22 protein-coding genes and 1 other annotated feature are annotated in these 23,252 nt (G+C 44.1%); of the genes, 21 read left to right on the top strand and 1 reads right to left on the bottom strand.

Annotated elements, in window-relative coordinates; all coding sequences use genetic code 11:
- Positions 1 to 55: 55 nt before the first annotated feature.
- The 8 genes from hemA (at position 56) to cotN (ending at position 9,225) form a co-directional block, all read left to right on the top strand.
- Positions 56 to 1,423: a glutamyl-tRNA reductase gene (gene hemA, locus MKX38_RS13855; protein ID WP_004399038.1), complete on the top strand. Its 1,368-nt coding sequence runs from the start codon at positions 56 to 58 to the stop codon at positions 1,421 to 1,423.
- A gap of 7 nt (positions 1,424 to 1,430) precedes the next feature.
- Complete coding sequence (locus MKX38_RS13850) at positions 1,431 to 2,261, top strand: cytochrome c biogenesis protein (RefSeq protein WP_003222575.1); 831 nt, start codon at positions 1,431 to 1,433, stop codon at positions 2,259 to 2,261.
- A 32-nt stretch (positions 2,262 to 2,293) separates the two neighbouring features.
- A complete protein-coding gene (gene hemC / locus MKX38_RS13845) occupies positions 2,294 to 3,238 on the top strand; it encodes a hydroxymethylbilane synthase (protein WP_010886587.1) in 945 nt (314 codons plus the stop codon).
- Positions 3,228 to 4,016, top strand: a complete 789-nt coding sequence (gene hemD / locus MKX38_RS13840; protein WP_014477560.1) for a uroporphyrinogen-III synthase — start codon at positions 3,228 to 3,230, stop codon at positions 4,014 to 4,016. Before hemC ends, hemD begins: the two co-directional genes overlap by 11 nt.
- The gene (gene hemB / locus MKX38_RS13835; RefSeq protein ID WP_015483525.1) at positions 4,013 to 4,987 is read left to right on the top strand and encodes a porphobilinogen synthase; all 975 of its coding nucleotides are present in this window, start codon (positions 4,013 to 4,015) and stop codon (positions 4,985 to 4,987) included. The genes hemD and hemB overlap by 4 nt, the downstream gene beginning before the upstream one ends.
- 29 nt (positions 4,988 to 5,016) lie before the next feature.
- Entirely contained in the window at positions 5,017 to 6,309 is a 1,293-nt protein-coding gene (hemL, locus tag MKX38_RS13830) for a glutamate-1-semialdehyde 2,1-aminomutase (RefSeq protein ID WP_029946082.1), read from the top strand.
- A gap of 130 nt (positions 6,310 to 6,439) precedes the next feature.
- Complete coding sequence (spoVID, locus tag MKX38_RS13825; protein ID WP_339187429.1) at positions 6,440 to 8,167, top strand: spore coat morphogenetic protein SpoVID; 1,728 nt, start codon at positions 6,440 to 6,442, stop codon at positions 8,165 to 8,167.
- Between the two features lie 32 nt (positions 8,168 to 8,199).
- Positions 8,200 to 9,225 (top strand): spore coat protein CotN, encoded by a 1,026-nt coding sequence (gene cotN / locus MKX38_RS13820; RefSeq protein WP_088467306.1) that lies wholly within the window; start codon positions 8,200 to 8,202, stop codon positions 9,223 to 9,225.
- An 18-nt stretch (positions 9,226 to 9,243) separates the two neighbouring features.
- Here cotN and MKX38_RS13815 read toward each other — a convergent pair whose 3' ends face one another.
- Positions 9,244 to 9,435, bottom strand: a complete 192-nt coding sequence (locus tag MKX38_RS13815; protein WP_003222590.1) for a hypothetical protein — start codon at positions 9,433 to 9,435, stop codon at positions 9,244 to 9,246.
- Between the two features lie 165 nt (positions 9,436 to 9,600).
- Positions 9,601 to 9,823: a binding site (T-box leader), on the top strand.
- 59 nt (positions 9,824 to 9,882) lie between these two features.
- Here MKX38_RS13815 and valS point away from each other — a divergent pair.
- The 13 genes from valS (at position 9,883) to spoIVFB (ending at position 23,216) form a co-directional block, all read left to right on the top strand.
- Entirely contained in the window at positions 9,883 to 12,525 is a 2,643-nt protein-coding gene (gene valS, locus MKX38_RS13810; protein WP_017697542.1) for a valine--tRNA ligase, read from the top strand.
- A gap of 59 nt (positions 12,526 to 12,584) precedes the next feature.
- A complete protein-coding gene (locus MKX38_RS13805; RefSeq protein WP_339187426.1) occupies positions 12,585 to 13,877 on the top strand; it encodes a folylpolyglutamate synthase/dihydrofolate synthase family protein in 1,293 nt (430 codons plus the stop codon).
- Between the two features lie 139 nt (positions 13,878 to 14,016).
- Positions 14,017 to 14,763, top strand: a complete 747-nt coding sequence (locus MKX38_RS13800) for an A24 family peptidase (protein WP_072592551.1) — start codon at positions 14,017 to 14,019, stop codon at positions 14,761 to 14,763.
- Between the two features lie 133 nt (positions 14,764 to 14,896).
- On the top strand, positions 14,897 to 15,895 hold the full coding sequence (gene spoIIB, locus MKX38_RS13795) for a stage II sporulation protein SpoIIB (protein WP_003229644.1): 999 nt from the start codon (positions 14,897 to 14,899) through the stop codon (positions 15,893 to 15,895).
- 152 nt (positions 15,896 to 16,047) lie between these two features.
- Positions 16,048 to 16,617, top strand: a complete 570-nt coding sequence (locus MKX38_RS13790; RefSeq protein ID WP_004398496.1) for a Maf family nucleotide pyrophosphatase — start codon at positions 16,048 to 16,050, stop codon at positions 16,615 to 16,617.
- Positions 16,618 to 16,653: 36 nt separating this feature from the next.
- Positions 16,654 to 17,349, top strand: coding sequence for a DNA repair protein RadC (gene radC / locus MKX38_RS13785; RefSeq protein ID WP_015251546.1), 696 nt, complete (start codon positions 16,654 to 16,656; stop codon positions 17,347 to 17,349).
- Positions 17,350 to 17,440: 91 nt separating this feature from the next.
- On the top strand, positions 17,441 to 18,454 hold the full coding sequence (gene mreB / locus MKX38_RS13780) for a cell shape-determining protein MreB (RefSeq protein ID WP_003229650.1): 1,014 nt from the start codon (positions 17,441 to 17,443) through the stop codon (positions 18,452 to 18,454).
- Between the two features lie 30 nt (positions 18,455 to 18,484).
- The gene (gene mreC / locus MKX38_RS13775) at positions 18,485 to 19,357 is read left to right on the top strand and encodes a rod shape-determining protein MreC (protein ID WP_009967915.1); all 873 of its coding nucleotides are present in this window, start codon (positions 18,485 to 18,487) and stop codon (positions 19,355 to 19,357) included.
- The gene (mreD, locus tag MKX38_RS13770) at positions 19,354 to 19,872 is read left to right on the top strand and encodes a rod shape-determining protein MreD (protein ID WP_004398811.1); all 519 of its coding nucleotides are present in this window, start codon (positions 19,354 to 19,356) and stop codon (positions 19,870 to 19,872) included. The genes mreC and mreD overlap by 4 nt, the downstream gene beginning before the upstream one ends.
- 52 nt (positions 19,873 to 19,924) lie before the next feature.
- Positions 19,925 to 20,605, top strand: a complete 681-nt coding sequence (gene minC / locus MKX38_RS13765; RefSeq protein WP_017696329.1) for a septum site-determining protein MinC — start codon at positions 19,925 to 19,927, stop codon at positions 20,603 to 20,605.
- Between the two features lies 1 nt (position 20,606).
- Positions 20,607 to 21,413, top strand: coding sequence for a septum site-determining protein MinD (gene minD / locus MKX38_RS13760; protein ID WP_004398624.1), 807 nt, complete (start codon positions 20,607 to 20,609; stop codon positions 21,411 to 21,413).
- A 149-nt stretch (positions 21,414 to 21,562) separates the two neighbouring features.
- Positions 21,563 to 22,357, top strand: coding sequence for a stage IV sporulation protein SpoIVFA (gene spoIVFA, locus MKX38_RS13755; RefSeq protein ID WP_004398684.1), 795 nt, complete (start codon positions 21,563 to 21,565; stop codon positions 22,355 to 22,357).
- Complete coding sequence (gene spoIVFB / locus MKX38_RS13750) at positions 22,350 to 23,216, top strand: stage IV sporulation intramembrane metalloprotease SpoIVFB (RefSeq protein ID WP_014480452.1); 867 nt, start codon at positions 22,350 to 22,352, stop codon at positions 23,214 to 23,216. Before spoIVFA ends, spoIVFB begins: the two co-directional genes overlap by 8 nt.
- The last annotated feature ends 36 nt before the right edge of the window (positions 23,217 to 23,252 follow it).

The following is a 23,252-nucleotide window of genomic DNA, read 5'->3' as shown; positions in this document are numbered from 1 at the left end:
TCTATGTTAGAATGATTATAAATTAAGATTGGGTGTTGGGGGTGTAATTAGAGCGATGCATATACTTGTTGTGGGAGTAGATTATAAATCCGCCCCTATTGAGATACGTGAAAAAGTAAGTTTTCAGCCGAATGAGCTGGCAGAAGCAATGGTGCAGCTGAAAGAAGAGAAAAGCATTCTTGAAAACATCATTGTATCAACCTGCAACCGCACTGAAATTTATGCGGTAGTCGACCAGCTCCATACCGGCCGTTATTATATAAAAAAGTTTTTAGCTGATTGGTTTCAATTAAGCAAAGAAGAGTTGTCACCGTTCTTAACGTTTTATGAGAGCGATGCTGCTGTTGAGCATTTATTCCGTGTAGCCTGCGGACTTGATTCTATGGTGATTGGCGAAACGCAGATTCTCGGACAGGTACGCGACAGCTTTAAAACAGCTCAGCAAGAAAAAACGATCGGGACTATTTTTAATGAGCTGTTTAAGCAGGCGGTTACAGTGGGCAAACGAACTCACGCCGAAACAGACATTGGCTCAAATGCGGTGTCAGTAAGCTATGCTGCAGTTGAACTTGCCAAAAAAATCTTCGGAAATCTTTCAAGCAAGCACATATTGATTCTCGGTGCGGGAAAAATGGGCGAGCTTGCTGCGGAAAACCTGCACGGACAGGGAATCGGCAAGGTCACTGTCATTAACCGAACATACTTGAAAGCGAAGGAGCTTGCAGACCGTTTCTCAGGTGAAGCGAGAAGCTTGAATCAGCTTGAAAGCGCGCTTGCGGAGGCTGATATTTTAATCAGTTCAACCGGTGCAAGTGAATTTGTCGTGTCCAAAGAGATGATGGAAAACGCGAATAAGCTTCGCAAGGGACGTCCGCTGTTTATGGTCGACATTGCCGTGCCTAGAGATCTTGATCCGGCGCTGAATGATCTTGAAGGTGTTTTTCTTTATGATATCGACGATCTGGAAGGCATTGTAGAAGCGAACATGAAAGAGCGGAGAGAAACAGCTGAAAAAGTTGAACTGTTAATTGAAGAAACCATTGTGGAATTTAAACAATGGATGAATACACTTGGTGTTGTGCCGGTTATTTCTGCATTGCGCGAAAAGGCGCTTGCCATCCAGTCAGAAACGATGGACAGCATTGAGCGTAAGCTGCCTCACTTAAGCACAAGAGAGAAAAAACTGTTGAACAAACACACCAAAAGTATTATTAACCAAATGCTTCGTGATCCGATTTTAAAGGTGAAAGAGCTTGCGGCAGATGCTGATTCTGAAGAAAAGCTCGCGTTGTTTATGCAGATTTTTGATATTGAAGAAGCTGCGGGCCGTCAAATGATGAAAACCGTTGAAAGCAGCCAGAAGGTCCACTCTTTTAAGAAGGCTGAATCAAAAGCGGGCTTTAGCCCACTTGTAAGTGAGTGAAAGCTGAATGATTGATACTGCAATGGCAAGACTTAATGAGGGGACAATCGTCATTTACGCGTTAAGTGTACTCTTTTATTTTATAGATTTTCTTCAACACAACCGGAAGGCTGGAAAAATGGCCTTCTGGTTGCTTTCTATTGTCTGGACTCTGCAAACCGTGTATTTGGCCTATTTTATGTGGGTGACGGGGCGGTTTCCGGTATTAAATGTGACGGAGGCGCTTTATTTTTATGCCTGGGTGCTTGTCACGCTGTCACTTGTACTGACAAAGCTTTTACGTGTTGACTTTATCGTGTTTTTTACAAATGTTATAGGATTTTCTATGATCGCCATTCACACATTTTCACCGACAGAGCAGCAGTCAGCTGCTTTTTCCGGGCAGCTTGTATCTGAGCTTTTGGTGATTCATATTACAATGGCGATTCTTTCATATGGCGCTTTTTCCCTTTCTTTCGTTTTTTCTGTGCTATATATGTTTCAATATCATCTGCTGAAAAAGAAAAAGTGGGGAAAATGGCTGTTGAGAATAGAAGATTTATCTAAGCTTGATTATATGGCGTATGTTTTAAATGTCATTGGGGTTCCGATGCTGCTGCTGAGTTTGATTCTCGGCGTCATTTGGGCGTATGTCTCACTAGAAACGCTGTATTGGTTTGACGCCAAAGTGCTTGGTTCGTTTGTCGTCCTGCTGCTGTACAGCTATTATCTTTATATCAGGCTGATTAAGGAGCTGCAAGGAAAGGTCGCTGCACTGTGGAATACGGCTTGTTTTCTGGTGCTGATGATCAATTATTTCCTGCTTGGAAGCCTGTCGCAATTCCATTGGTTCAGTTAAACGATGTCCCAAGCAGATTCGGGAGGAAAGAAATGATGAGAACGATTAAAGTAGGTTCCAGACGGAGCAAACTCGCTATGACTCAAACAAAATGGGTTATTCAAAAACTGAAGGAAATCAATCCTTCGTTTGCTTTTGAAATTAAAGAGATCGTGACAAAGGGCGACCGGATTGTCGATGTTACACTCTCAAAAGTGGGTGGAAAAGGGCTTTTTGTCAAAGAAATTGAACAGGCGCTTTTAAACGAAGAGATTGATATGGCAGTGCACAGCATGAAGGACATGCCTGCTGTTTTGCCTGAAGGCCTTGTGATCGGCTGTATTCCTGAACGGGAGGACCCGCGTGATGCCCTTATTTCAAAGAATCGCGTAAAGCTTTCAGAAATGAAGAAAGGTGCTGTCATTGGCACAAGCAGTTTAAGAAGAAGCGCGCAGCTTTTGATTGAGCGCCCTGACCTTACAATTAAATGGATTAGAGGTAATATAGATACAAGACTTCAAAAGCTGGAAACAGAGGATTATGACGCGATTATTTTAGCGGCTGCCGGCCTTTCCAGAATGGGGTGGAAACAAGATGTCGTAACCGAATTCCTTGAGCCTGAGCGCTGTTTGCCTGCTGTGGGGCAGGGAGCCCTGGCGATTGAGTGCCGAGAATCGGATGAAGAGCTGTTGGCGTTGTTTTCTCAGTTTACAGATGAATATACAAAACGGACTGTCTTAGCGGAACGTGCTTTTTTAAACGCGATGGAGGGCGGCTGCCAGGTTCCGATCGCAGGCTACTCCGTGTTAAATGGACAGGATGAAATTGAAATGACAGGTCTTGTCGCTTCACCTGACGGCAAAATCATTTTTAAAGAAACCGTCACCGGAAACGATCCGGAGGAAGTAGGAAAGCGCTGTGCCGCTCTTATGGCTGACAAAGGAGCAAAAGATTTAATTGATCGTGTAAAACGGGAGCTTGATGAGGATGGAAAATGATTTTCCGTTGAAAGGAAAAACAGTGCTTGTCACCCGGAATAAGGCACAGGCAACATCATTTCAGCAAAAAGTGGAGGCGCTTGGCGGTAAAGCGGTTTTAACCTCTTTGATTACGTTTCGCCGCGCTTTGCCGAATGATGTTGCGGAACAGGTAAGAGAGGATCTTGCCGCGCCAGGCTGGCTTGTTTTTACAAGTGTGAACGGGGCAGACTTCTTTTTTTCTTATCTGAAGGAAAATCAGCTTATTCTCCCTGCGCATAAAAAAATTGCAGCCGTCGGTGAAAAAACCGCCCGCCGTTTAAAAACGCATAACGTATCGGTTGATGTGATGCCACAGGAGTATATTGCTGAACAATTGGCTGACGCTCTTAAGCAGCATGCTGAACCGGGGGAGCCCATTACCGTGATGAAAGGGAATTTGTCACGTGATGTGATAAAACAAGAGCTTGTCCCGCTCGGTTTTGAAGTAAAGGAATGGGTTCTCTACGAAACGATTCCGGATGAAGAAGGCATTGAGGCACTGAAAGACGCTGCGGGTCAATATTCCTTTGACTATGTAACATTTACGAGTTCATCAACCGTACATACGTTTATGCATGTCTTGGGAGAAGAATTAAAAAAGTGGAAGGCGAATGGGACGGCGTGTATCAGCATTGGGCCTTTAACAAATGATGCCCTTCTGACGTACGGCATCACATCGCATACGCCTGATACATTTACAATAGATGGCATGCTTGAGTTAATGTGCAGCATGTCAAGAGAGGAAGAGAGAATATGAGTCAATCATTTAATAGACACCGCCGCCTGCGGACATCAAAAGCAATGAGGGAAATGGTAAAGGAAACACGTTTGCATCCATCAGATTTTATTTATCCGATTTTTGTCGTTGAAGGGCTGGAAGGCAAAAAAGCTGTTCCGTCAATGCCTGATGTTTACCATGTATCATTAGATTTATTGAAGGATGAAGTAGCGGAGCTGGTCAAACTGGGCATTCAATCTGTTATCGTGTTCGGCATCCCGGAAGAAAAAGATGATTGCGGAACACAAGCGTACCATGATCACGGAATTGTCCAAAAAGCCATCACAGAAATTAAAGAACACTTCCCTGAAATGGTTGTTGTCGCTGACACGTGCCTGTGCGAATATACAGACCACGGCCATTGCGGACTTGTCAAAGACGGGGTCATCCTCAATGATGAATCGCTGGAGCTTTTGGCGCAGACAGCTGTCAGCCAAGCGAAAGCAGGTGCGGATATCATTGCGCCATCAAACATGATGGACGGATTTGTTACAGTGATCAGAGAAGCACTTGATAAAGAAGGATTCGTCAATATTCCCATCATGTCTTACGCTGTGAAATATTCTAGCGAGTTTTACGGTCCGTTCCGTGATGCAGCAAACAGCACACCGCAATTCGGAGACCGCAAAACATATCAGATGGACCCTGCCAACCGTATGGAGGCACTCCGCGAAGCACAATCAGATGTCGAGGAAGGCGCGGACTTTTTGATTGTCAAACCTTCGCTTTCTTATATGGATATCATGCGTGACGTAAAAAATGAGTTTACTTTGCCGCTCGTCGCTTATAATGTAAGCGGAGAGTATTCAATGGTGAAGGCTGCAGCGCAGAACGGCTGGATCAAAGAAAAAGAAATTGTGTTGGAAATTTTGACAAGCATGAAGCGCGCGGGTGCCGACCTGATTATTACGTATCATGCGAAAGACGCAGCGAAATGGCTTGCGGAGTAATTTTATTCAGTTGACAGGAGTTGAGGCAGATGAGAAGCTATGAAAAATCAAAAACGGCTTTTAAAGAAGCGCAAAAACTCATGCCGGGCGGTGTGAACAGCCCCGTTCGCGCATTTAAATCGGTAGACATGGACCCGATTTTTATGGAACGCGGAAAAGGCTCGAAAATCTTTGATATTGACGGGAATGAATATATTGACTACGTCTTGTCATGGGGGCCTTTAATTTTAGGGCATACAAATGACCGCGTCGTAGAAAGCCTCAAAAAAGTGGCTGAATACGGGACAAGCTTCGGTGCTCCGACTGAAGTAGAAAATGAACTGGCTAAGCTCGTCATTGATCGTGTGCCATCTGTAGAAATCGTCCGAATGGTAAGCTCCGGAACAGAGGCTACAATGAGTGCCCTCCGTTTGGCAAGGGGCTATACAGGCCGCAACAAGATTTTAAAATTTGAGGGCTGCTACCACGGACACGGCGATTCTCTCTTGATTAAAGCTGGTTCAGGTGTTGCCACTCTCGGTCTGCCTGACAGCCCGGGGGTGCCTGAAGGCATTGCGAAAAACACCATCACCGTTCCGTACAATGATTTAGAAAGTGTAAAGCTTGCTTTCCAGCAATTCGGTGAAGACATTGCGGGAGTCATTGTAGAGCCAGTTGCCGGAAATATGGGTGTTGTTCCGCCGCAAGAAGGCTTCCTGCAGGGTCTGCGTGATATCACTGAGCAGTACGGCTCCCTGCTGATTTTTGATGAAGTGATGACTGGCTTCCGGGTCGATTATAACTGCGCTCAAGGCTACTTCGGCGTAACGCCTGATCTGACTTGTTTAGGAAAAGTAATCGGGGGCGGACTTCCTGTCGGCGCTTATGGCGGAAAGGCAGAAATCATGGAGCAGATCGCTCCAAGCGGTCCGATCTATCAAGCTGGTACATTGTCAGGCAACCCGCTTGCGATGACGGCTGGCTTAGAGACATTGAAACAGCTGACACCTGAATCCTACAAGAATTTCATTAAAAAAGGCGACAGGCTGGAAGAAGGAATTTCAAAAGCCGCCGAGGCTCATGGCATTCCGCATACCTTTAACCGTGCAGGTTCGATGATCGGTTTCTTCTTTACAAACGAACCAGTCATTAATTATGAAACAGCGAAATCATCTGATTTGAAGCTGTTCGCAAGCTATTATAAAGGGATGGCAAATGAAGGGGTATTCCTTCCGCCATCACAATTCGAAGGTCTTTTCCTCTCAACGGCCCATACTGATGAAGATATTGAAAACACAATCCAGGCAGCTGAGAAAGTATTTGCTGAGATCAGCCGCAGATAAGAGTGAAAACCGGTATCAAGGACTGCTTGTGCCGGTTTTTTCGTGCTCTCCCACTCATATTTTCTCCAGTTCATACATACACCTTTAGTGACATCTAATTTTAAGGATTAGATGAAAGGAGGATATGAACTTGCCGCAAAATCATCGATTGCAATTTTCTGTAGAAGAATCGATCTGTTTCCAAAAAGGACAGGAAGTTTCTGAACTGCTTTCTATTTCATTAGATCCTGATATTAGGGTTCAGGAAGTAAATGATTATGTATCAATCATAGGATCGCTTGAACTTACAGGTGAGTACAACATAGATCAAAACAAACATACCGAAGAGATTTATACAGATAAGCGGTTTGTTGAACAAGTCAGAAAGAGAGAGGATGGAAGTGCGGAACTGACTCACTGTTTTCCTGTGGATATTACCATTCCGAAAAATAAAGTGAGCCATTTACAGGATGTCTTCGTCTTTATTGACGCATTTGACTATCAATTGACGGATTCGCGCATTTTAACAATTCAAGCTGATTTAGCGATTGAAGGGCTTTTGGATGATACGCAAGACAAAGAGCCGGAGATACCTTTATATGAAGCTCCTGCGGCATTCAGGGAGGAAGAGCTTTCAGAGCCGCCGGCACATAGTGTAGTAGAAGAACCGGGTGCATCATCGGCAGAGGAAGCAGTTCTTCAGCATGAACCGCCAGCCGAACCGCCAGAACTTTTTATCTCGAAAGCGGGGCTCCGTGAAGAACTGGAGACAGAAAAAGCAGAATCTGAGCCGCCTGAATCGGTTGCTTCAGAACCAGAGGCCAGAGAAGATGTGAAAGAGGAAGAAGAGTCAGAAGAGCTTGCTGTGCCGGAAACGGAGGTTCGTGCTGAATCGGAAACAGAAGAATCTGAGCCAGAACCTGATCCTTCAGAAATAGAGATTCAAGAGATCGTTAAAGCAAAAAAAGAAACGGCAGAGCCGGCAGCTGCAATAGCGGATGTTCGTGAAGAAGCAGACTCTCCAGCGGAGACTGAGCTTCGTGAACACGTTGGAGCAGAAGAATCGCCTGCTTTGGAAGCTGAGCTTCATTCAGAGACTGTGATTGCAGAGGAAAAAGCGGAAACAACAGTGTCTCCTAATCATGAATATGCGCTGCGCCAAGAGGCTCAAAATGAAGAAGCAGCTCAATCGGATCAGGCTGATCCTGCGCTTTGCCAAGAAGAGGCGGAACCGGATGAAGCTTTGGAGAGTGTATCAGAGGCCGCTCTCTCCATAGAAGATAGCAGAGAAACAGCTTCAGCTGTATATATGGAGAATGACAATGCCGATTTACATTTCCATTTCAATCAAAAAACAAGCTCGGAGGAGGCATCTCAAGAAGAATTGCCTGAACCGGCATACCGTACCTTCCTGCCTGAACAAGAAGAGGAGGATTCTTTTTATTCAGCGCCTAAGCTGCTGGAGGAGGAAGAACAAGAGGAAGAGAGCTTCGAAATTGAAGTGAGAAAAACACCATCAGCTGAAGAGCCTAAGGAAGAAACACCTTTTCAATCCTTCCAGCTGCCTGAATCTTCTGAGACTGAAAGGAAGGAAACGGATGCTGTTCCTAGGGTTGCTCCTGCTCCTGAAACGAAGGAACCTCAAACAAAGGAAAGTGATAATTCTCTTTATTTAACAAAACTCTTTACAAAAGAAGCGGATGAGTTTTCGAGAATGAAAATTTGTATTGTGCAGCAGGAAGATACGATCGAGCGTTTATGCGAACGGTATGAAATTACATCCCAGCAGCTGATCAGGATGAATTCTTTAGCCTTGGATGATGAATTAAAAGCAGGACAGATTCTCTATATTCCTCAATATAAAAATAGCCATGCGTAAACCGTAAGCGATCGGAAAATGTGGTGAATGAAATGGAAGATACCCAATCGGTTCTTCGGGAATACGGACTGACTGCTCAATTTATTGAGCCTGTCAGTCCTCTTGTTTGGAAAGTGTATACAGACTACGGTGTATTTGCCCTGAAAAAATTGAAAGAGGGTCGCGGCAAGCATTTTACAGATCATATGGTGGCGATTGAGGAAAAAGGCTTTCGTTCATTCGTTCCCGTTTACAGAACAAATAGCGGTGAGTTTTTCTCAGCAGGCATACAATACGGAGATACCTACTATTTAATGCCTTGGCTCCAATTTGACCAAGAGGAAGAACGGGATCAGAAACATGCTTATTTATTTAGAGAAACAGCCCGTCTTCACGAGAGAACCGAGCAGGAACTAAAGGTTAGACGTGATGAGATTGAACGTTATTACGGGCAAATGAAAAAAAAGTGGGAACAAGATAAAATTTTCTATGAGCAGTTTGTGGATAGAGCGGAGAAGGAATGGTACCTTTCTCCTTTTGAACTCCAGGCCATAACCTATTTTTCAGAAACCATTTCGGCGGTGAATTTTGCGCTGGAACGGCTGGAGGACTGGTATGAGTCGGCAAAGGAAAAGGACGTTTCAAGGGTTGTAATGAACCACGGCAGCCTGTCTATACACCATTTTCTGTATAATGATGCCGGGACCGGATATTTTACAAACTTCGAAAGAGCATCTGTCGGTCCGCCGCAAAACGACCTGCTCGGCTTTTATACAAAAATGTTCAGAGGCTTTCCGAAAGCTTGTCCGGAATGCGTCGAATGGTTTTATGGATATACGAAATCATTCCCTTTGCGTGAAGCGGAAGTCAGTCTTTTTCTCAGCTATATGGCATATCCAGCAGCCATGTACAAGGTGCTGAACGGTTATCAAACTGGGAAAAGACAGCATGAAAAAGAGGAATGTACACAATTATTAAAGGCTTATTGGCAAATGAAAAACATAGAGCCGTTTGTGATGAAAATTCATCAGATTGAACAAGAGAAAAAATTTCAGGCTGAAAACGAGTCCACGTCTTAATGGCGCGGACTTGTTTGTTTATATCCATTCTAAATGAAGGGCGCAAGCTAAAAAGATTAGGATTGCGAGCAGCAAAACATCAAAGGTTGTCGGAAAGAAAATGGTTCTGATTCCTTGAAAAATCGTAATGGGAATAATCACTTGTGCGGATACAAGCCGAATTTGCCTTACCCATGGCGGCAGCGAATAAGAGCTGAAACGTTTCTTCACGGTGCATCCTCCTCTACGCATTTACAAGCATCATATGTAAACTTGGGCAATAGGTGCCTGCCCATCTGTATAGAAAGCGGTGTTTTTGGAAAAGATGATTGACGAATCAAAAACACTTTTACTATAATAAAGAACATAAATAATGTATACAATGAGCTGATAAATACACCTGCTTAGAACGGGAAGAGTACAAAAAAGGCGCATGCAGAGAGAGAAGCCGTTTGCTGAAAGGCTTCTTATGTTGTCTGATTGGAAGGTCGCCCGGGAGCATAATTTCTTGAAAGAAGAGTAGAGAAATTCGGGAAACACCCGTTATCCGTTATAAGTGCATGAACTGATAGAGTTCATGAAAAAAGGTGGTACCGCGAAAGAGCTTTTCGTCCTTTTACAGGGATGAAGAGCTCTTTTTTCGTTCTCAGCCATTTTTAAACATGCTGGAGGGTTATGATGGAAACGAATGAACAAACAATGCCGACGAAATATGATCCGGCAGCGGTTGAAAAAGACCGATATGATTTTTGGCTAAAAGGCAAATTTTTTGAAGCGGGCAGTGACCAGACAAAAGAGCCATACTCTGTTGTCATTCCGCCGCCAAACGTAACAGGAAGACTTCACCTTGGCCACGCATGGGACACAACGCTGCAAGACATTGTAACAAGAATGAAACGCATGCAGGGCTATGATGTGCTGTGGCTTCCTGGCATGGACCACGCCGGCATCGCGACACAGGCTAAAGTAGAGGCGAAACTTCGTGAAGAAGGCAAATCCCGCTACGATTTAGGCCGTGAAAAATTCCTCGAAGAAACGTGGAAGTGGAAGGAAGAATATGCTGACTTTATTCGCAGCCAGTGGGCGAAATTAGGTCTTGGCCTAGATTATTCCCGTGAACGTTTTACGCTGGATGAAGGCTTGAGCAAAGCGGTAAGGGAAGTATTCGTTAAGCTTTATGAAAAAGGCCTGATCTACAGAGGCGAATATATTATTAACTGGGACCCAGCGACAAAAACAGCCCTATCCGACATTGAGGTGATTTACAAGGATGTTCAAGGCGCATTCTATCATATGAGCTATCCGCTTGCTGACGGTTCAGGCTCAATTGAAATTGCGACGACACGTCCTGAAACAATGCTCGGTGATACAGCTGTTGCCGTTCACCCTGAAGACGAGCGCTATAAACACCTTATCGGAAAAACGGTGATCCTGCCGATTGTAAATCGTGAAATTCCGATTGTCGGTGATGACTATGTTGATATGGAATTTGGTTCAGGTGCCGTGAAAATTACGCCTGCTCATGATCCGAACGACTTCGAGCTTGGCAACCGCCACAATTTAGAACGCATCCTTGTCATGAATGAAGATGGCACGATGAATGAAAATGCGCTCCAATATCAAGGTATGGATCGTTTTGAATGCCGCAAAAAGCTCGTGAAAGATTTACAGGAGGCGGGAGTTCTCTTCAAGATCGAGGATCATATGCACTCTGTCGGCCATAGTGAACGAAGCGGGGCTGTTGTGGAGCCTTATCTTTCTACACAATGGTTTGTGCGCATGCAGCCGCTTGCTGATGCAGCGATTGAGCTGCAAAAGAAAGAAGAAAAGGTCAACTTTGTGCCTGACCGTTTCGAAAAAACGTATTTACACTGGATGGAAAATATCCGCGACTGGTGTATCTCCCGTCAATTGTGGTGGGGCCATCGTATTCCTGCCTGGTATCATAAAGAAACAGGCGAGCTATATGTCGGGCTTGAAGCGCCGGAAGACAGCGAAAATTGGGAACAGGATACAGACGTACTGGATACATGGTTCAGTTCTGCGCTATGGCCTTTCTCCACAATGGGCTGGCCTGATGTAACGGCTGAAGACTTTAAACGCTACTATCCGACAGATGTTCTCGTGACAGGGTACGATATCATTTTCTTCTGGGTATCACGCATGATTTTCCAAGGCATTGAATTTACAGGCGAGCGCCCGTTCAAAGATGTTTTAATCCACGGCTTAATCCGTGACGAGCAAGGCCGGAAAATGAGTAAATCTCTTGGCAACGGTGTCGACCCGATGGATGTGATTGACAAGTACGGAGCCGATTCTCTGCGTTATTTCCTTGCGACTGGAAGCTCTCCTGGCCAGGATCTGCGCTTCAGCTATGAAAAAGTGGAATCGACCTGGAATTTTGCCAATAAAATTTGGAACGCCTCCCGTTTTGCATTAATGAATATGGATGGCATGACGTACGATGAGCTTGATCTGTCAGGCGAAAAATCAGTCGCTGACAAGTGGATTTTAACGCGATTAAATGAAACGATCGAGCACGTGACCCAGCTTGCTGACCGATATGAATTTGGTGAAGTAGGACGCCATTTATATAACTTTATTTGGGACGATTTCTGTGATTGGTATATTGAAATGGCGAAGCTTCCGCTTTATGGGGAAGACGAAGCGGCTAAGAAAACTACCCGTTCCATCCTTGCTTACGTACTTGATCAAACGATGCGTCTGCTCCATCCGTTTATGCCATTCTTAACGGAGGAAATTTGGCAGCACCTTCCTCACCAAGGGGAATCGATTACAGTAAGTCAATGGCCTGTAGTAGTGCCGGAGCATACCGATACTGAAGCGGCAGCTGACATGAAGCTTCTTGTTGAGCTAATCCGTTCTGTGCGCAATATCCGCAGTGAAGTCAATACGCCAATGAGCAAGCAGGTTGAACTGTACATTAAAACAAGCACAGACGAAATAGCAGCCCGCCTCGAAGCGAACCGTTCATATGTTGAACGCTTTACGAATCCGAGCGTGCTTAAAATCGGCACCGATATTGAGGCTGTTGATAAGGCGATGACGGCCGTTGTCTCAGGAGCAGAGGTTATTCTTCCGCTTGAAGGCTTAATCAATATTGATGAAGAAATTGCCCGTCTGCAAAAAGAATTTGATAAACTGACAAAAGAAGTTGAGCGTGTCCAAAAGAAACTTGGAAATGAAGGATTTATGAAAAAAGCGCCTGCACACGTAATTGATGAAGAACGTGAAAAAGAAAAAGATTATGTGGCGAAGCGTGACGCTGTTCAAAAACGAATGGCTGAGCTGAAGGGTTAATGAAAAGCCGGGGCGGTTTCTAGAGAAACCGCCTTGTCTTATAAAAGAGGGGATTATCATTGTTTACTGCATATCAAGATGCGCGCAGCTGGATTCACGGGAGGCTGAAATTCGGGGTGAAGCCCGGACTTGGCCGAATGAAACAGCTGATGGCGCGGTTAGGACATCCTGAAAAAAAAATCCGAGCGTTCCACGTCGCAGGAACAAACGGTAAAGGATCAACTGTCGCTTTTATCCGTTCTATGCTGCAGGAAGCCGGATATACGGTTGGAACATTTACATCGCCTTATATTATTACGTTTAATGAACGGATCAGCGTAAACGGGATACCGATTTCAGATGAGGAATGGACAGCACTCGTCAATCAAATGAAACCGCACGTTGAAGCCCTTGATCAAACGGAATACGGACAGCCGACAGAATTTGAAATTATGACGGCCTGTGCATTTTTATATTTTGCAGAATTTCATAAGGTCGATTTTGTTATTTTTGAAACAGGTTTGGGCGGTAGATTCGATTCTACTAATGTGGTTGAACCGCTCTTAACTGTGATTACAAGCATCGGACACGATCATATGAACATTTTGGGAAACACCATTGAAGAAATTGCAGGAGAAAAGGCCGGTATTATTAAAGAAGGTATTCCAATCGTTACAGCAGTTACCCAGCCGGAAGCTTTACAGGTCATCCGCCATGAAGCCGAACGGCATGCTGCGCCGTTCCAGTCATTGCATGATGCATGTGTTATTTTCAATGAAGAGGCTCTGCCTGCAGGAGAACAGTTTTCATTCAAAACGGAAGAGAAATGCTATGAAGATATTCGGACATCTCTGATTGGCACCTATCAAAGACAAAATGCTGCTTTGTCCATTTTGGCTGCGGAGTGGCTCAATAAGGAGAATATCGCCCATATCAGTGACGAAGCGTTAAGGAGCGGGCTTGTGAAGGCTGCTTGGCCGGGACGGTTAGAACTTGTTCAGGAGCATCCTCCGGTATATTTAGACGGTGCGCATAACGAAGAAGGTGTTGAAAAGCTGGCGGAAACGATGAAGCAGCGTTTCGCCAATTCACGCATTTCTGTGGTGTTTAGCGCGTTAAAGGACAAACCGTATCAGAACATGATTAAAAGACTGGAAACCATTGCTCATGCGATTCATTTTGCTTCTTTTGATTTCCCGCGTGCTTCTCTTGCAAAAGATCTCTATGGTGCAAGTGAAATCAGCAATAAAAGCTGGAGTGAAGATCCAGACGATGTGATCAAATTCATAGAAAGCAAAAAGGGCTCAAATGAAATTGTGCTGATTACCGGATCTCTTTACTTTATTTCTGACATTCGAAAAAGGTTGAAATAAAAGCATCCGGCTCCGGCAGAATCAAAAAAAAGATTCTGCCGTTTTTTTATGTGTAAAATTGAATATTCCCAATTGGAGCTCAGGATGCTCATTTTGCTACAATCCATACCAGAACTCAGTGAGTAAAGGTGTGTTGTCTATGCTATCCATTCTTTTTATCTTCGGGCTTATCCTTGGTTCTTTTTACTATACGGCCGGGTGCCGTATCCCCTTACATCTATCTATTATTGCGCCCCGTTCATCATGCCCGTTTTGCCGGCGGACATTAACTCCTGCAGAATTAATTCCCATCCTGTCATTCCTATTTCAAAAAGGTAAATGTAAAAGCTGCGGGCATAGGATTTCTTTTATGTATCCCGCAGCAGAGCTTGTGACAGCGTGTTTATTTGCTGCCGCAGGAATACGCTTTGGCACATCGCTGGAACTGTTTCCCGCTGTGGTGTTTATCTCTCTTCTCATTATTGTTGCAGTGACAGATATTCATTTTATGCTGATTCCAAATCGAATATTGATTTTCTTTCTTCCCTTTTTGGCGGCCGCGAGATTGATTTCTCCGCTTGATTCCTGGTATGCAGGCCTGTTAGGTGCGGCAGCCGGATTTTTGTTTCTGGCTGTAATTGCCGCAATCACCCATGGGGGAGTAGGGGGAGGAGATATTAAATTATTTGCGGTGATTGGCTTTGTGCTTGGTGTGAAAATGCTGGCAGCTGCCTTTTTCTTTTCAGTTTTGATAGGTGCATTATATGGAGCGGCAGCTGTTCTGACTGGTAGACTCGCTAAAAGGCAGCCGCTTCCCTTCGCCCCCGCTATAGCCGCAGGGAGCATTTTAGCCTATTTATACGGTGACTCTATCATTTCTTTTTATATCAAAATGGCATTGGGCTGACTGCTGAAAAATTTGACGAACGTTTTTTGGACAAGGCGACAAAAGTCTTGTTCTTTTTTTCTTTGCCTGTGCTAAAGTGTGTAGCATGAAAAGCCGACAAGAACGGTCAAGAAAATGAAGGGAGGAAGCGGAATTGAAAAAAAGAAAGAATAAAAAAAACAGTAAAGCCGCAGAAAAAGCCCTCAAGGTGACGATTAATGGAAAAGAAGAGACGGTTTACGAACAAGAGACACCAGATACAGAGGCAGATAAAAGCATGACATTTTCAAATTGGGAGGAAAAAAGACAGGCAGAACAAGAGGTTGCGGCATCCCAGGAACACCCTGATGAAGATGAATTCAATTGGGATTCCGAGGGGGACAAGGTGTTTAAAGAGGACCCTAAAGTTGTTCCTCCTTATCAAAAGAAAAAAACAAAGTCTTATGCAAAAGGAAAGACCGGGACTGCCAAACCAGTAAAAAGAGTGGCTGCGACGATTGCCTTCGCGGCTGTCATTGGCACTGGATTAGGGTTATTCGCGTTAAACATATCGGGGAATAAAGAAGCGTCAGCACCGGCCTCTTTAGAGGATTCTCTAGGCAGCCAAACGGCAAAAGCAGGGGATACTTCTGCTGATAAACAAACCTCAGACGCAGAAAAACAAGCAGCACAAACTGAAGGTACATACAAAACATACGCTGTGCAAGCCGGAAAATTTTCAAATGAAAAGGGCGCCGAAACGTTAACAGAACAATTGACCGAAAAAGGATATTCCGCCGTGTCACTGTCAAAGGATGACGGGTATACGTATGTCATCGCGGGCTTAGCCAGTGATAAGGATGTCTCACAGCAGTTAGGACAGGTTTTAATCGACAGTGATTTTGAAGCCTGGGGAGGCAAGGAGCTTTCCTTATCAATAGAGTCAGATATGACAGATTCTTTTAAGGAAACAGCGGAGCTTGCAGCAAAGGCGATTCTCGGCGAAGACATTACAAAAGCGAGTGTAGAGAAAATAGAAAAGTCGCTTGGTGAAACAAAAGCGTCAGAAACAGGAGAGAAAAAAGCGATTTTGCAGGCTTTAAAGGAATTAGAGGATCCAAGTGCTGAAGCCGGGTGGAAGGCTCAGCAGGAGCTGTTAGCCGTCGTAAAATAAGAGATAGTGCCCTGAGCCTTCGTCCTTTAGTGACAGGCTTTTTTTATTTTGTCATGAAAAAGTTATTTTTCTGAAATTGTGACAAGCCTCGTGATTTGGTAGGATAAACGAGTATCTTTTTTTCTTAAGCAAACCCTGAAAGGATGACGAACATGACAAAACCGCTAATACTTGCATCACAATCTCCGCGCAGGAAAGAACTCCTCGATCTTCTCCAGCTGCCCTACTCCATTATTGTCAGTGAAGTAGAAGAAAAATTAAATCGAAACTTTTCACCAGAAGAAAACGTCCAATGGTTGGCAAAACAAAAAGCTAAGGCTGTAGCTGATCTCCACCCGCATGCAATCGTTATCGGTGCTGATACAATGGTATGCCTTGACGGCGAATGCCTTGGCAAACCGCAGGATCAAGAAGAAGCTGCTTCTATGCTGCGGAGGCTTTCAGGCCGAAGTCACTCAGTAATAACCGCGGTCAGCATTCAAGCTGAAAATCACAGCGAGACTTTTTATGATAAGACAGAAGTTGCGTTTTGGTCCCTCAGTGAAGAAGAGATTTGGACATATATTGAAACAAAAGAGCCGATGGATAAAGCAGGTGCATACGGCATCCAAGGAAGAGGCGCGCTTTTTGTAAAGAAAATAGACGGAGATTATTATTCAGTCATGGGCCTTCCTATATCAAAAACAATGAGAGCTCTTCGCCATTTTGATATAAGGGCATGACGGTTCTATAAACGGGAAGGGAAAGAAAAGGAGTGCTTGGTCATACGCGATCTGCCATTAAAACTCAAAGATTTCCCAATGAAAGAAAAGCCAAGGGAACGGCTCCTGAAAGTCGGAGCCGAGAACTTAGCGAATCATGAACTTTTGGCTATATTATTGCGGACAGGGACTAAACACGAATCTGTTTTGGACCTGTCAAACCGGCTGCTGCGCTCATTTGACGGGCTGCGCCTGCTCAAGGAAGCATCGGTTGAAGAGCTGTCAAGCATCCCGGGAATCGGTATGGTAAAAGCGATTCAAATACTGGCAGCAGTTGAGCTTGGAAGCCGGATTCATAAATTAGCCAACGAAGAACATTTCGTTATTCGCTCCCCGGAAGACGGCGCTAATCTTGTCATGGAGGATATGCGCTTTTTAACCCAGGAGCATTTTGTCTGTTTATACTTAAATACAAAAAATCAAGTCATCCATAAACGCACCGTATTTATCGGAAGCCTGAATTCATCTATTGTCCACCCGCGAGAGGTGTTTAAAGAAGCGTTTAAACGATCTGCCGCTTCCTTTATCTGTGTTCATAATCATCCTTCTGGAGATCCGACGCCGAGCAGGGAAGATATTGAAGTGACAAGACGGCTGTTTGAATGCGGAAACCTGATTGGCATCGAGCTGCTTGACCATTTGGTGATCGGGGATAAAAAATTTGTGAGTTTAAAGGAAAAAGGATATTTGTAACACTTTTTTTTTCGTCGAATTAAGCTATAATAGAGTTTATGAGTTTTTCCCTTTAGGGTATTTTTGCTTTAAGAAAGGAAGATACATACATATGTTTGGAATTGGTGCTAGAGACCTTGGTATAGATCTTGGAACTGCGAATACGCTTGTTTTTGTAAAAGGAAAAGGAATTGTTGTGAGAGAGCCGTCAGTTGTCGCTTTGCAGACGGATACGAAATCGATTGTCGCTGTCGGAAATGATGCGAAAAATATGATTGGACGGACACCGGGCAACGTGGTGGCTCTTCGCCCGATGAAAGACGGCGTTATCGCTGATTATGAAACAACGGCGACGATGATGAAATATTACATCAATCAGGCCATAAAAAATAAAGGCATGTTTGCCAGAAAACCATATGTAATGGTATGTGTCCCATCAGGCATTACAGCTGTTGAAGAACGCGCTGTTATCGATGCGACAAGACAGGCGGGAGCGCGTGACGCGTATCCAATTGAAGAGCCTTTTGCCGCAGCAATCGGAGCCAATCTGCCAGTTTGGGAACCGACTGGAAGCATGGTTGTTGATATCGGGGGCGGTACGACAGAAGTTGCGATTATTTCCCTCGGAGGCATCGTAACGTCTCAGTCAATCCGTGTAGCCGGTGATGAGATGGATGACGCGATTATCAACTACATCAGAAAAACGTACAATCTGATGATCGGTGACCGTACGGCTGAAGCGATTAAAATGGAAATCGGATCTGCAGAAGCTCCTGAAGAATCCGACAACATGGAAATCCGCGGCCGCGATTTGCTCACAGGTTTGCCGAAAACAATTGAAATTACAGGAAAAGAGATTTCTAACGCTCTGCGCGACACTGTATCTACAATTGTCGAAGCAGTGAAGAGCACACTCGAAAAAACACCGCCTGAGCTTGCAGCAGATATCATGGACAGAGGTATAGTGTTAACCGGCGGCGGAGCGCTTTTGCGCAATTTGGACAAAGTCATCAGCGAAGAAACAAAAATGCCGGTCCTTATCGCCGAAGATCCGCTTGATTGTGTAGCGATCGGAACAGGGAAAGCACTGGAGCACATCCATCTTTTCAAAGGGAAAACTAGATAATCGGGAGTTCAATAGAAGAGGTGTAACACGATGCCGAATAAGCGGTTAATGCTATTACTTCTGTGTATTATCATATTGGTGGCTATGATTGGATTTTCGCTGAAGGGCGGCCGCAATACCACCTGGCCTGAGAAAGTGATCGGCGATACGACGGGAGTATTTCAAAATATTTTTCATACGCCTGCCGAATTTTTTGCAGGAATATTTGAGAACATCAATGATTTAAAAAACACATACAAAGAAAACGAGCGTCTAAGAGAAAAACTTGACGGACAGACACAATATGAAGCCAAGCTTCAAGAGCTTGAAGAAGAAAACAAATCCTTGCGTGACGAGCTTGGCCATGTCAAATCGATTAAAGATTACAAGCCGATTTTAGCAACGGTCATCGCCAGAAGCCCTGATAATTGGGCCAAACAGGTCACCATTAACAAGGGGACTCAGCAAAACGTAGCGAAAGATATGGCCGTTACAAACGAAAAAGGCGCATTAATCGGCAAGATCAAAAGCTCCGGACTTAACAATTTTACGTCTGCTGTTCAGCTTTTAAGCGATACTGACCGCAATAACAGAGTCGCGACAAAAATTTCCGGAAAAAAAGGCAGCAAAGGCTACGGCTTGATCGAAGGATATGACAAAGAGAAAAAACGTCTTAAGATGACAATTATTGAGCGTAAGGATAAACAAGACGTGAAAAAAGGCGATCTTATTGAAACATCAGGGACAGGCGGTGTTTTCCCAGAAGGGCTGACAATCGGTGAAGTGACTGATATCGAGTCAGATTCCTATGGACTAACGAAGGTTGCTTATGTAAAACCTGCGGCTGACCTTACAGATTTAAATAATGTGATCGTTGTAAACCGTGACGTGCCGACTGTCGATACAGAGGAGGAAGGATCGTGAAACGTTTCCTTCTCCCTTTCGTTATGATGCTTGTTTTTTCTGCGGAAAGCATTTTTACAGATTTGGTGCATTTTCCTTTCGTTACAGATGACCAAGTGCTCGCCCCGCGTTTTTTGATGCTTGTATTGATATTCATGTCGGCTTTTATCAACCAAAAACACGCGATGATTTACGGATTTATTTTTGGTTTTCTATATGACATGAACTATACAAGTCTATTAGGCGTTTACATGTTTGGTTTTGCAGGGCTATGCTATTTGGCTTCAAAAGCGTTTAAAGTGTTGCATACAAACGCATTTGTAGTGATATTGATAGCAGTTCTGGCTGTCTGTCTGCTCGAATTTTACGTATTCGGCATTCAGTCTTTGATTCATAAAGACATTATGACGTTTAACGGATTTGTGCTTGACCGGTTTATACCGACAATTTTATTAAATATTGCAGCAGCTCTTATTCTTGTTCTGCCATTTAGATTGTTTTTTATGAGTCTAAAGAAAGAATTGAGAGATGAGTAAAAAGGATTTTATCTTTTTTTGACGAAATGAGTATGTTGTTGAGGTGAATATTGTGAAGACCAAAAAGCAGCAATATGTAACAATAAAAGGAACAAAGAATGGACTAACATTGCATCTGGATGATGCGTGTTCTTTTGATGAGCTTCTCGATGGTCTTCAGAATATGCTGTCAATTGAACAATATACCGATGGAAAAGGCCAGAAAATCAGTGTTCATGTTAAGCTGGGAAATCGCCTTTTATATAAGGAGCAAGAGGAACAGCTAACCGAATTGATTGCGTCAAAGAAAGATTTGTTTGTTCATTCTATTGACAGTGAAGTCATTACTAAAAAAGAAGCACAGCAGATAAGAGAGGAAGCCGAAATTATTTCTGTTTCAAAAATTGTCCGTTCAGGCCAAGTGCTGCAGGTAAAAGGTGACTTGCTCCTGATCGGTGACGTGAATCCCGGCGGAACAGTCAAGGCCGGAGGGAACATTTTTGTTCTGGGCTCACTGAAGGGAATCGCGCATGCTGGATTTAATGGAAATAATCAAGCGGTCATCGCCGCCTCTGAAATGCTTCCGACACAATTAAGAATCAATCATGTGTTAAATCGCTCCCCAGACCACATTCAAAAAGGGAACGAAATGGAATGTGCTTATTTAGATACAGACGGAAATATGGTCATTGAACGCCTTCAACATTTGGCTCATTTAAGACCTGATCTAACAAGGCTTGAGGGAGGAATGTGAATTGGGTGAGGCTATCGTAATAACTTCGGGAAAAGGCGGAGTAGGTAAGACAACAACATCTGCGAACCTCGGTACCGCCTTAGCCATTTTAGGGAAGCGCGTATGCTTAGTAGATACTGATATAGGACTGCGCAACCTTGATGTTGTAATGGGTCTTGAAAATAGAATTATTTACGATCTGGTAGACGTTGTAGAGGGCAGATGCAAAATGCATCAGGCGCTCGTAAAAGACAAACGTTTCGATGATCTGCTCTATTTAATGCCCGCTGCTCAAACGAGCGATAAGACAGCTGTTGCTCCTGAACAAATTAAAAACATGGTCCAAGAGCTCAAACAGGAATTTGACTATGTCATCATAGACTGTCCTGCCGGAATCGAGCAAGGGTACAAAAATGCAGTTTCCGGAGCTGATAAAGCGATTGTGGTCACTACGCCTGAAATCTCAGCTGTTCGTGATGCTGACCGTATTATAGGACTGCTGGAGCAAGAGGAAAATATTGAACCGCCGCGGCTCGTTGTTAACAGAATCAGAAATCACCTGATGAAAAACGGTGACACGATGGATATCGACGAAATCGTACAGCATCTGTCGATCGATTTGCTCGGAATCGTGGCTGATGATGATGAAGTCATTAAAGCTTCCAATCATGGCGAACCGATTGCGATGGACCCTAAAAACCGCGCTTCCATTGCATATCGCAATATTGCCCGCCGCATCTTAGGTGAATCTGTTCCTTTACAGGTGCTTGAAGAGCAAAACAAAGGAATGATGGCTAAGATTAAGTCATTTTTCGGAGTAAGATCTTAATGTGATAGAATCAAAGAGAAGAATCTGACAAAGCATATGCTGTGTCAGGTTTTTTTTGTTTTTGCCTGCTTTGTTCTTGACTAAACCGAATATTTGCCATGGACAAGACATATGATGTACAAACCCAACGAATGCAAAGGATGATGGCAATGAGTCACAGAGCAGATGAAATCAGAAAACGATTAGAGAAAAGAAGAAAGCAGCTTTCCGGCTCAAAACGTTTCTCTACTCAGACAGTTTCTGAAAAGCAGAAACCCCCGTCCTGGGTGATGGTAACGGATCAGGAAAAACATGGAACACTTCCGGTTTATGAAGATAACATGCCAACATTCAACGGAAAACACCCATTGGTGAAAACAGATTCAATTATCCTGAAATGTCTTCTGTCGGCCTGCCTTGTTCTCGTTTCAGCTATAGCCTATAAAACAAACATTGGACCCGTCAGTCAGATTAAACCCGCTGTAGCCAAAACCTTTGAAACTGAATTTCAATTTGCCTCAGCAAGCCATTGGTTCGAAACCAAATTCGGAAATCCGCTTGCTTTCCTGGCTCCTGAACACAAAAATAAGGAACAGCAGATTGAAGTAGGCAAAGATCTGATCGCGCCTGCATCCGGGAAAGTACAGCAGGATTTTCAGGACAATGGGGAAGGAATTAAAGTCGAAACAAGCAGCGATAAGATTGATAGTGTAAAAGAAGGCTATGTGGTTGAAGTCAGCAAAGACAGCCAGACGGGACTGACGGTTAAGGTGCAGCATGCTGACAACACCTATAGTATCTATGGCGAGCTCAAAGATGTGGATGTTGCTTTATATGATTTTGTGGATAAAGGCAAAAAGCTCGGTTCGATTAAGCTTGATGATCATAATAAAGGGGTCTATTATTTTGCCATGAAAGACGGCGATAAATTTATTGATCCGATTCAGGTGATTTCATTTGAATAAATGGCTCGACCTTATCTTAAAGATCCATGTGCATCCTTTTCTTTGGATTATCGCGGCGCTGGGCTTGCTCACAGGCCATATGAAAGCATTATTTTGTCTGCTCCTGATTGTATTGATTCATGAGCTGGGGCATGCTGCTCTGGCTGTGTTTTTTTCTTGGAGAATCAAGCGTGTTTTTTTGCTGCCGTTTGGGGGAACGGTCGAAGTGGAAGAGCACGGGAATCGGCCGTTAAAGGAAGAGTTTGCGGTCATTATTGCCGGCCCTCTTCAGCACATCTGGCTTCAGTTTGCCGCCTGGATGCTTGCAGAAGTCTCAGTGATTCATCAGCATACCTTTGAACTCTTCACCTTTTATAATCTTTCTATCTTATTTGTCAATCTACTGCCGATCTGGCCGCTGGATGGAGGAAAACTGTTATTTTTGTTGTTTTCCAAACAGCTGCCTTTTCAAAAGGCTCACCGGCTTAATCTAAAAACGTCGCTCTGCTTCTGCCTGCTGCTCGGGTGCTGGGTTTTATTCGTGATTCCTCTGCAAATCAGCGCATGGGTTTTGTTTGTCTTTCTGGCTGTTTCCTTGTTTGAGGAATATCGGCAAAGGCACTATATCCATGTGAGATTTCTCCTCGAAAGGTATTACGGAAAAAACAGGGAGCTTGAGAAACTTCTGCCGCTGACAGTAAAGGCGGAGGATAAAGTCTATCATGTGATGGCCGAGTTCAAACGTGGCTGTAAGCATCCGATTATTATAGAAAAATCAGGCCAAAAGCTCAGCCAGCTTGACGAGAATGAAGTGCTGCACGCTTACTTTGCCGATAAGCGGACGAATTCTTCCATGGAGGAACTGCTTCTGCCCTACTAAAACTGATTGACAAACGCCTTGTATTTTGGTATATTT

Source organism: Bacillus sp. FSL M8-0025, from assembly GCF_037975475.1.
GTDB classification, from domain to species: domain Bacteria; phylum Bacillota; class Bacilli; order Bacillales; family Bacillaceae; genus Bacillus; species Bacillus subtilis.
This window is presented reverse-complemented; position numbering and strand designations above follow the sequence as displayed.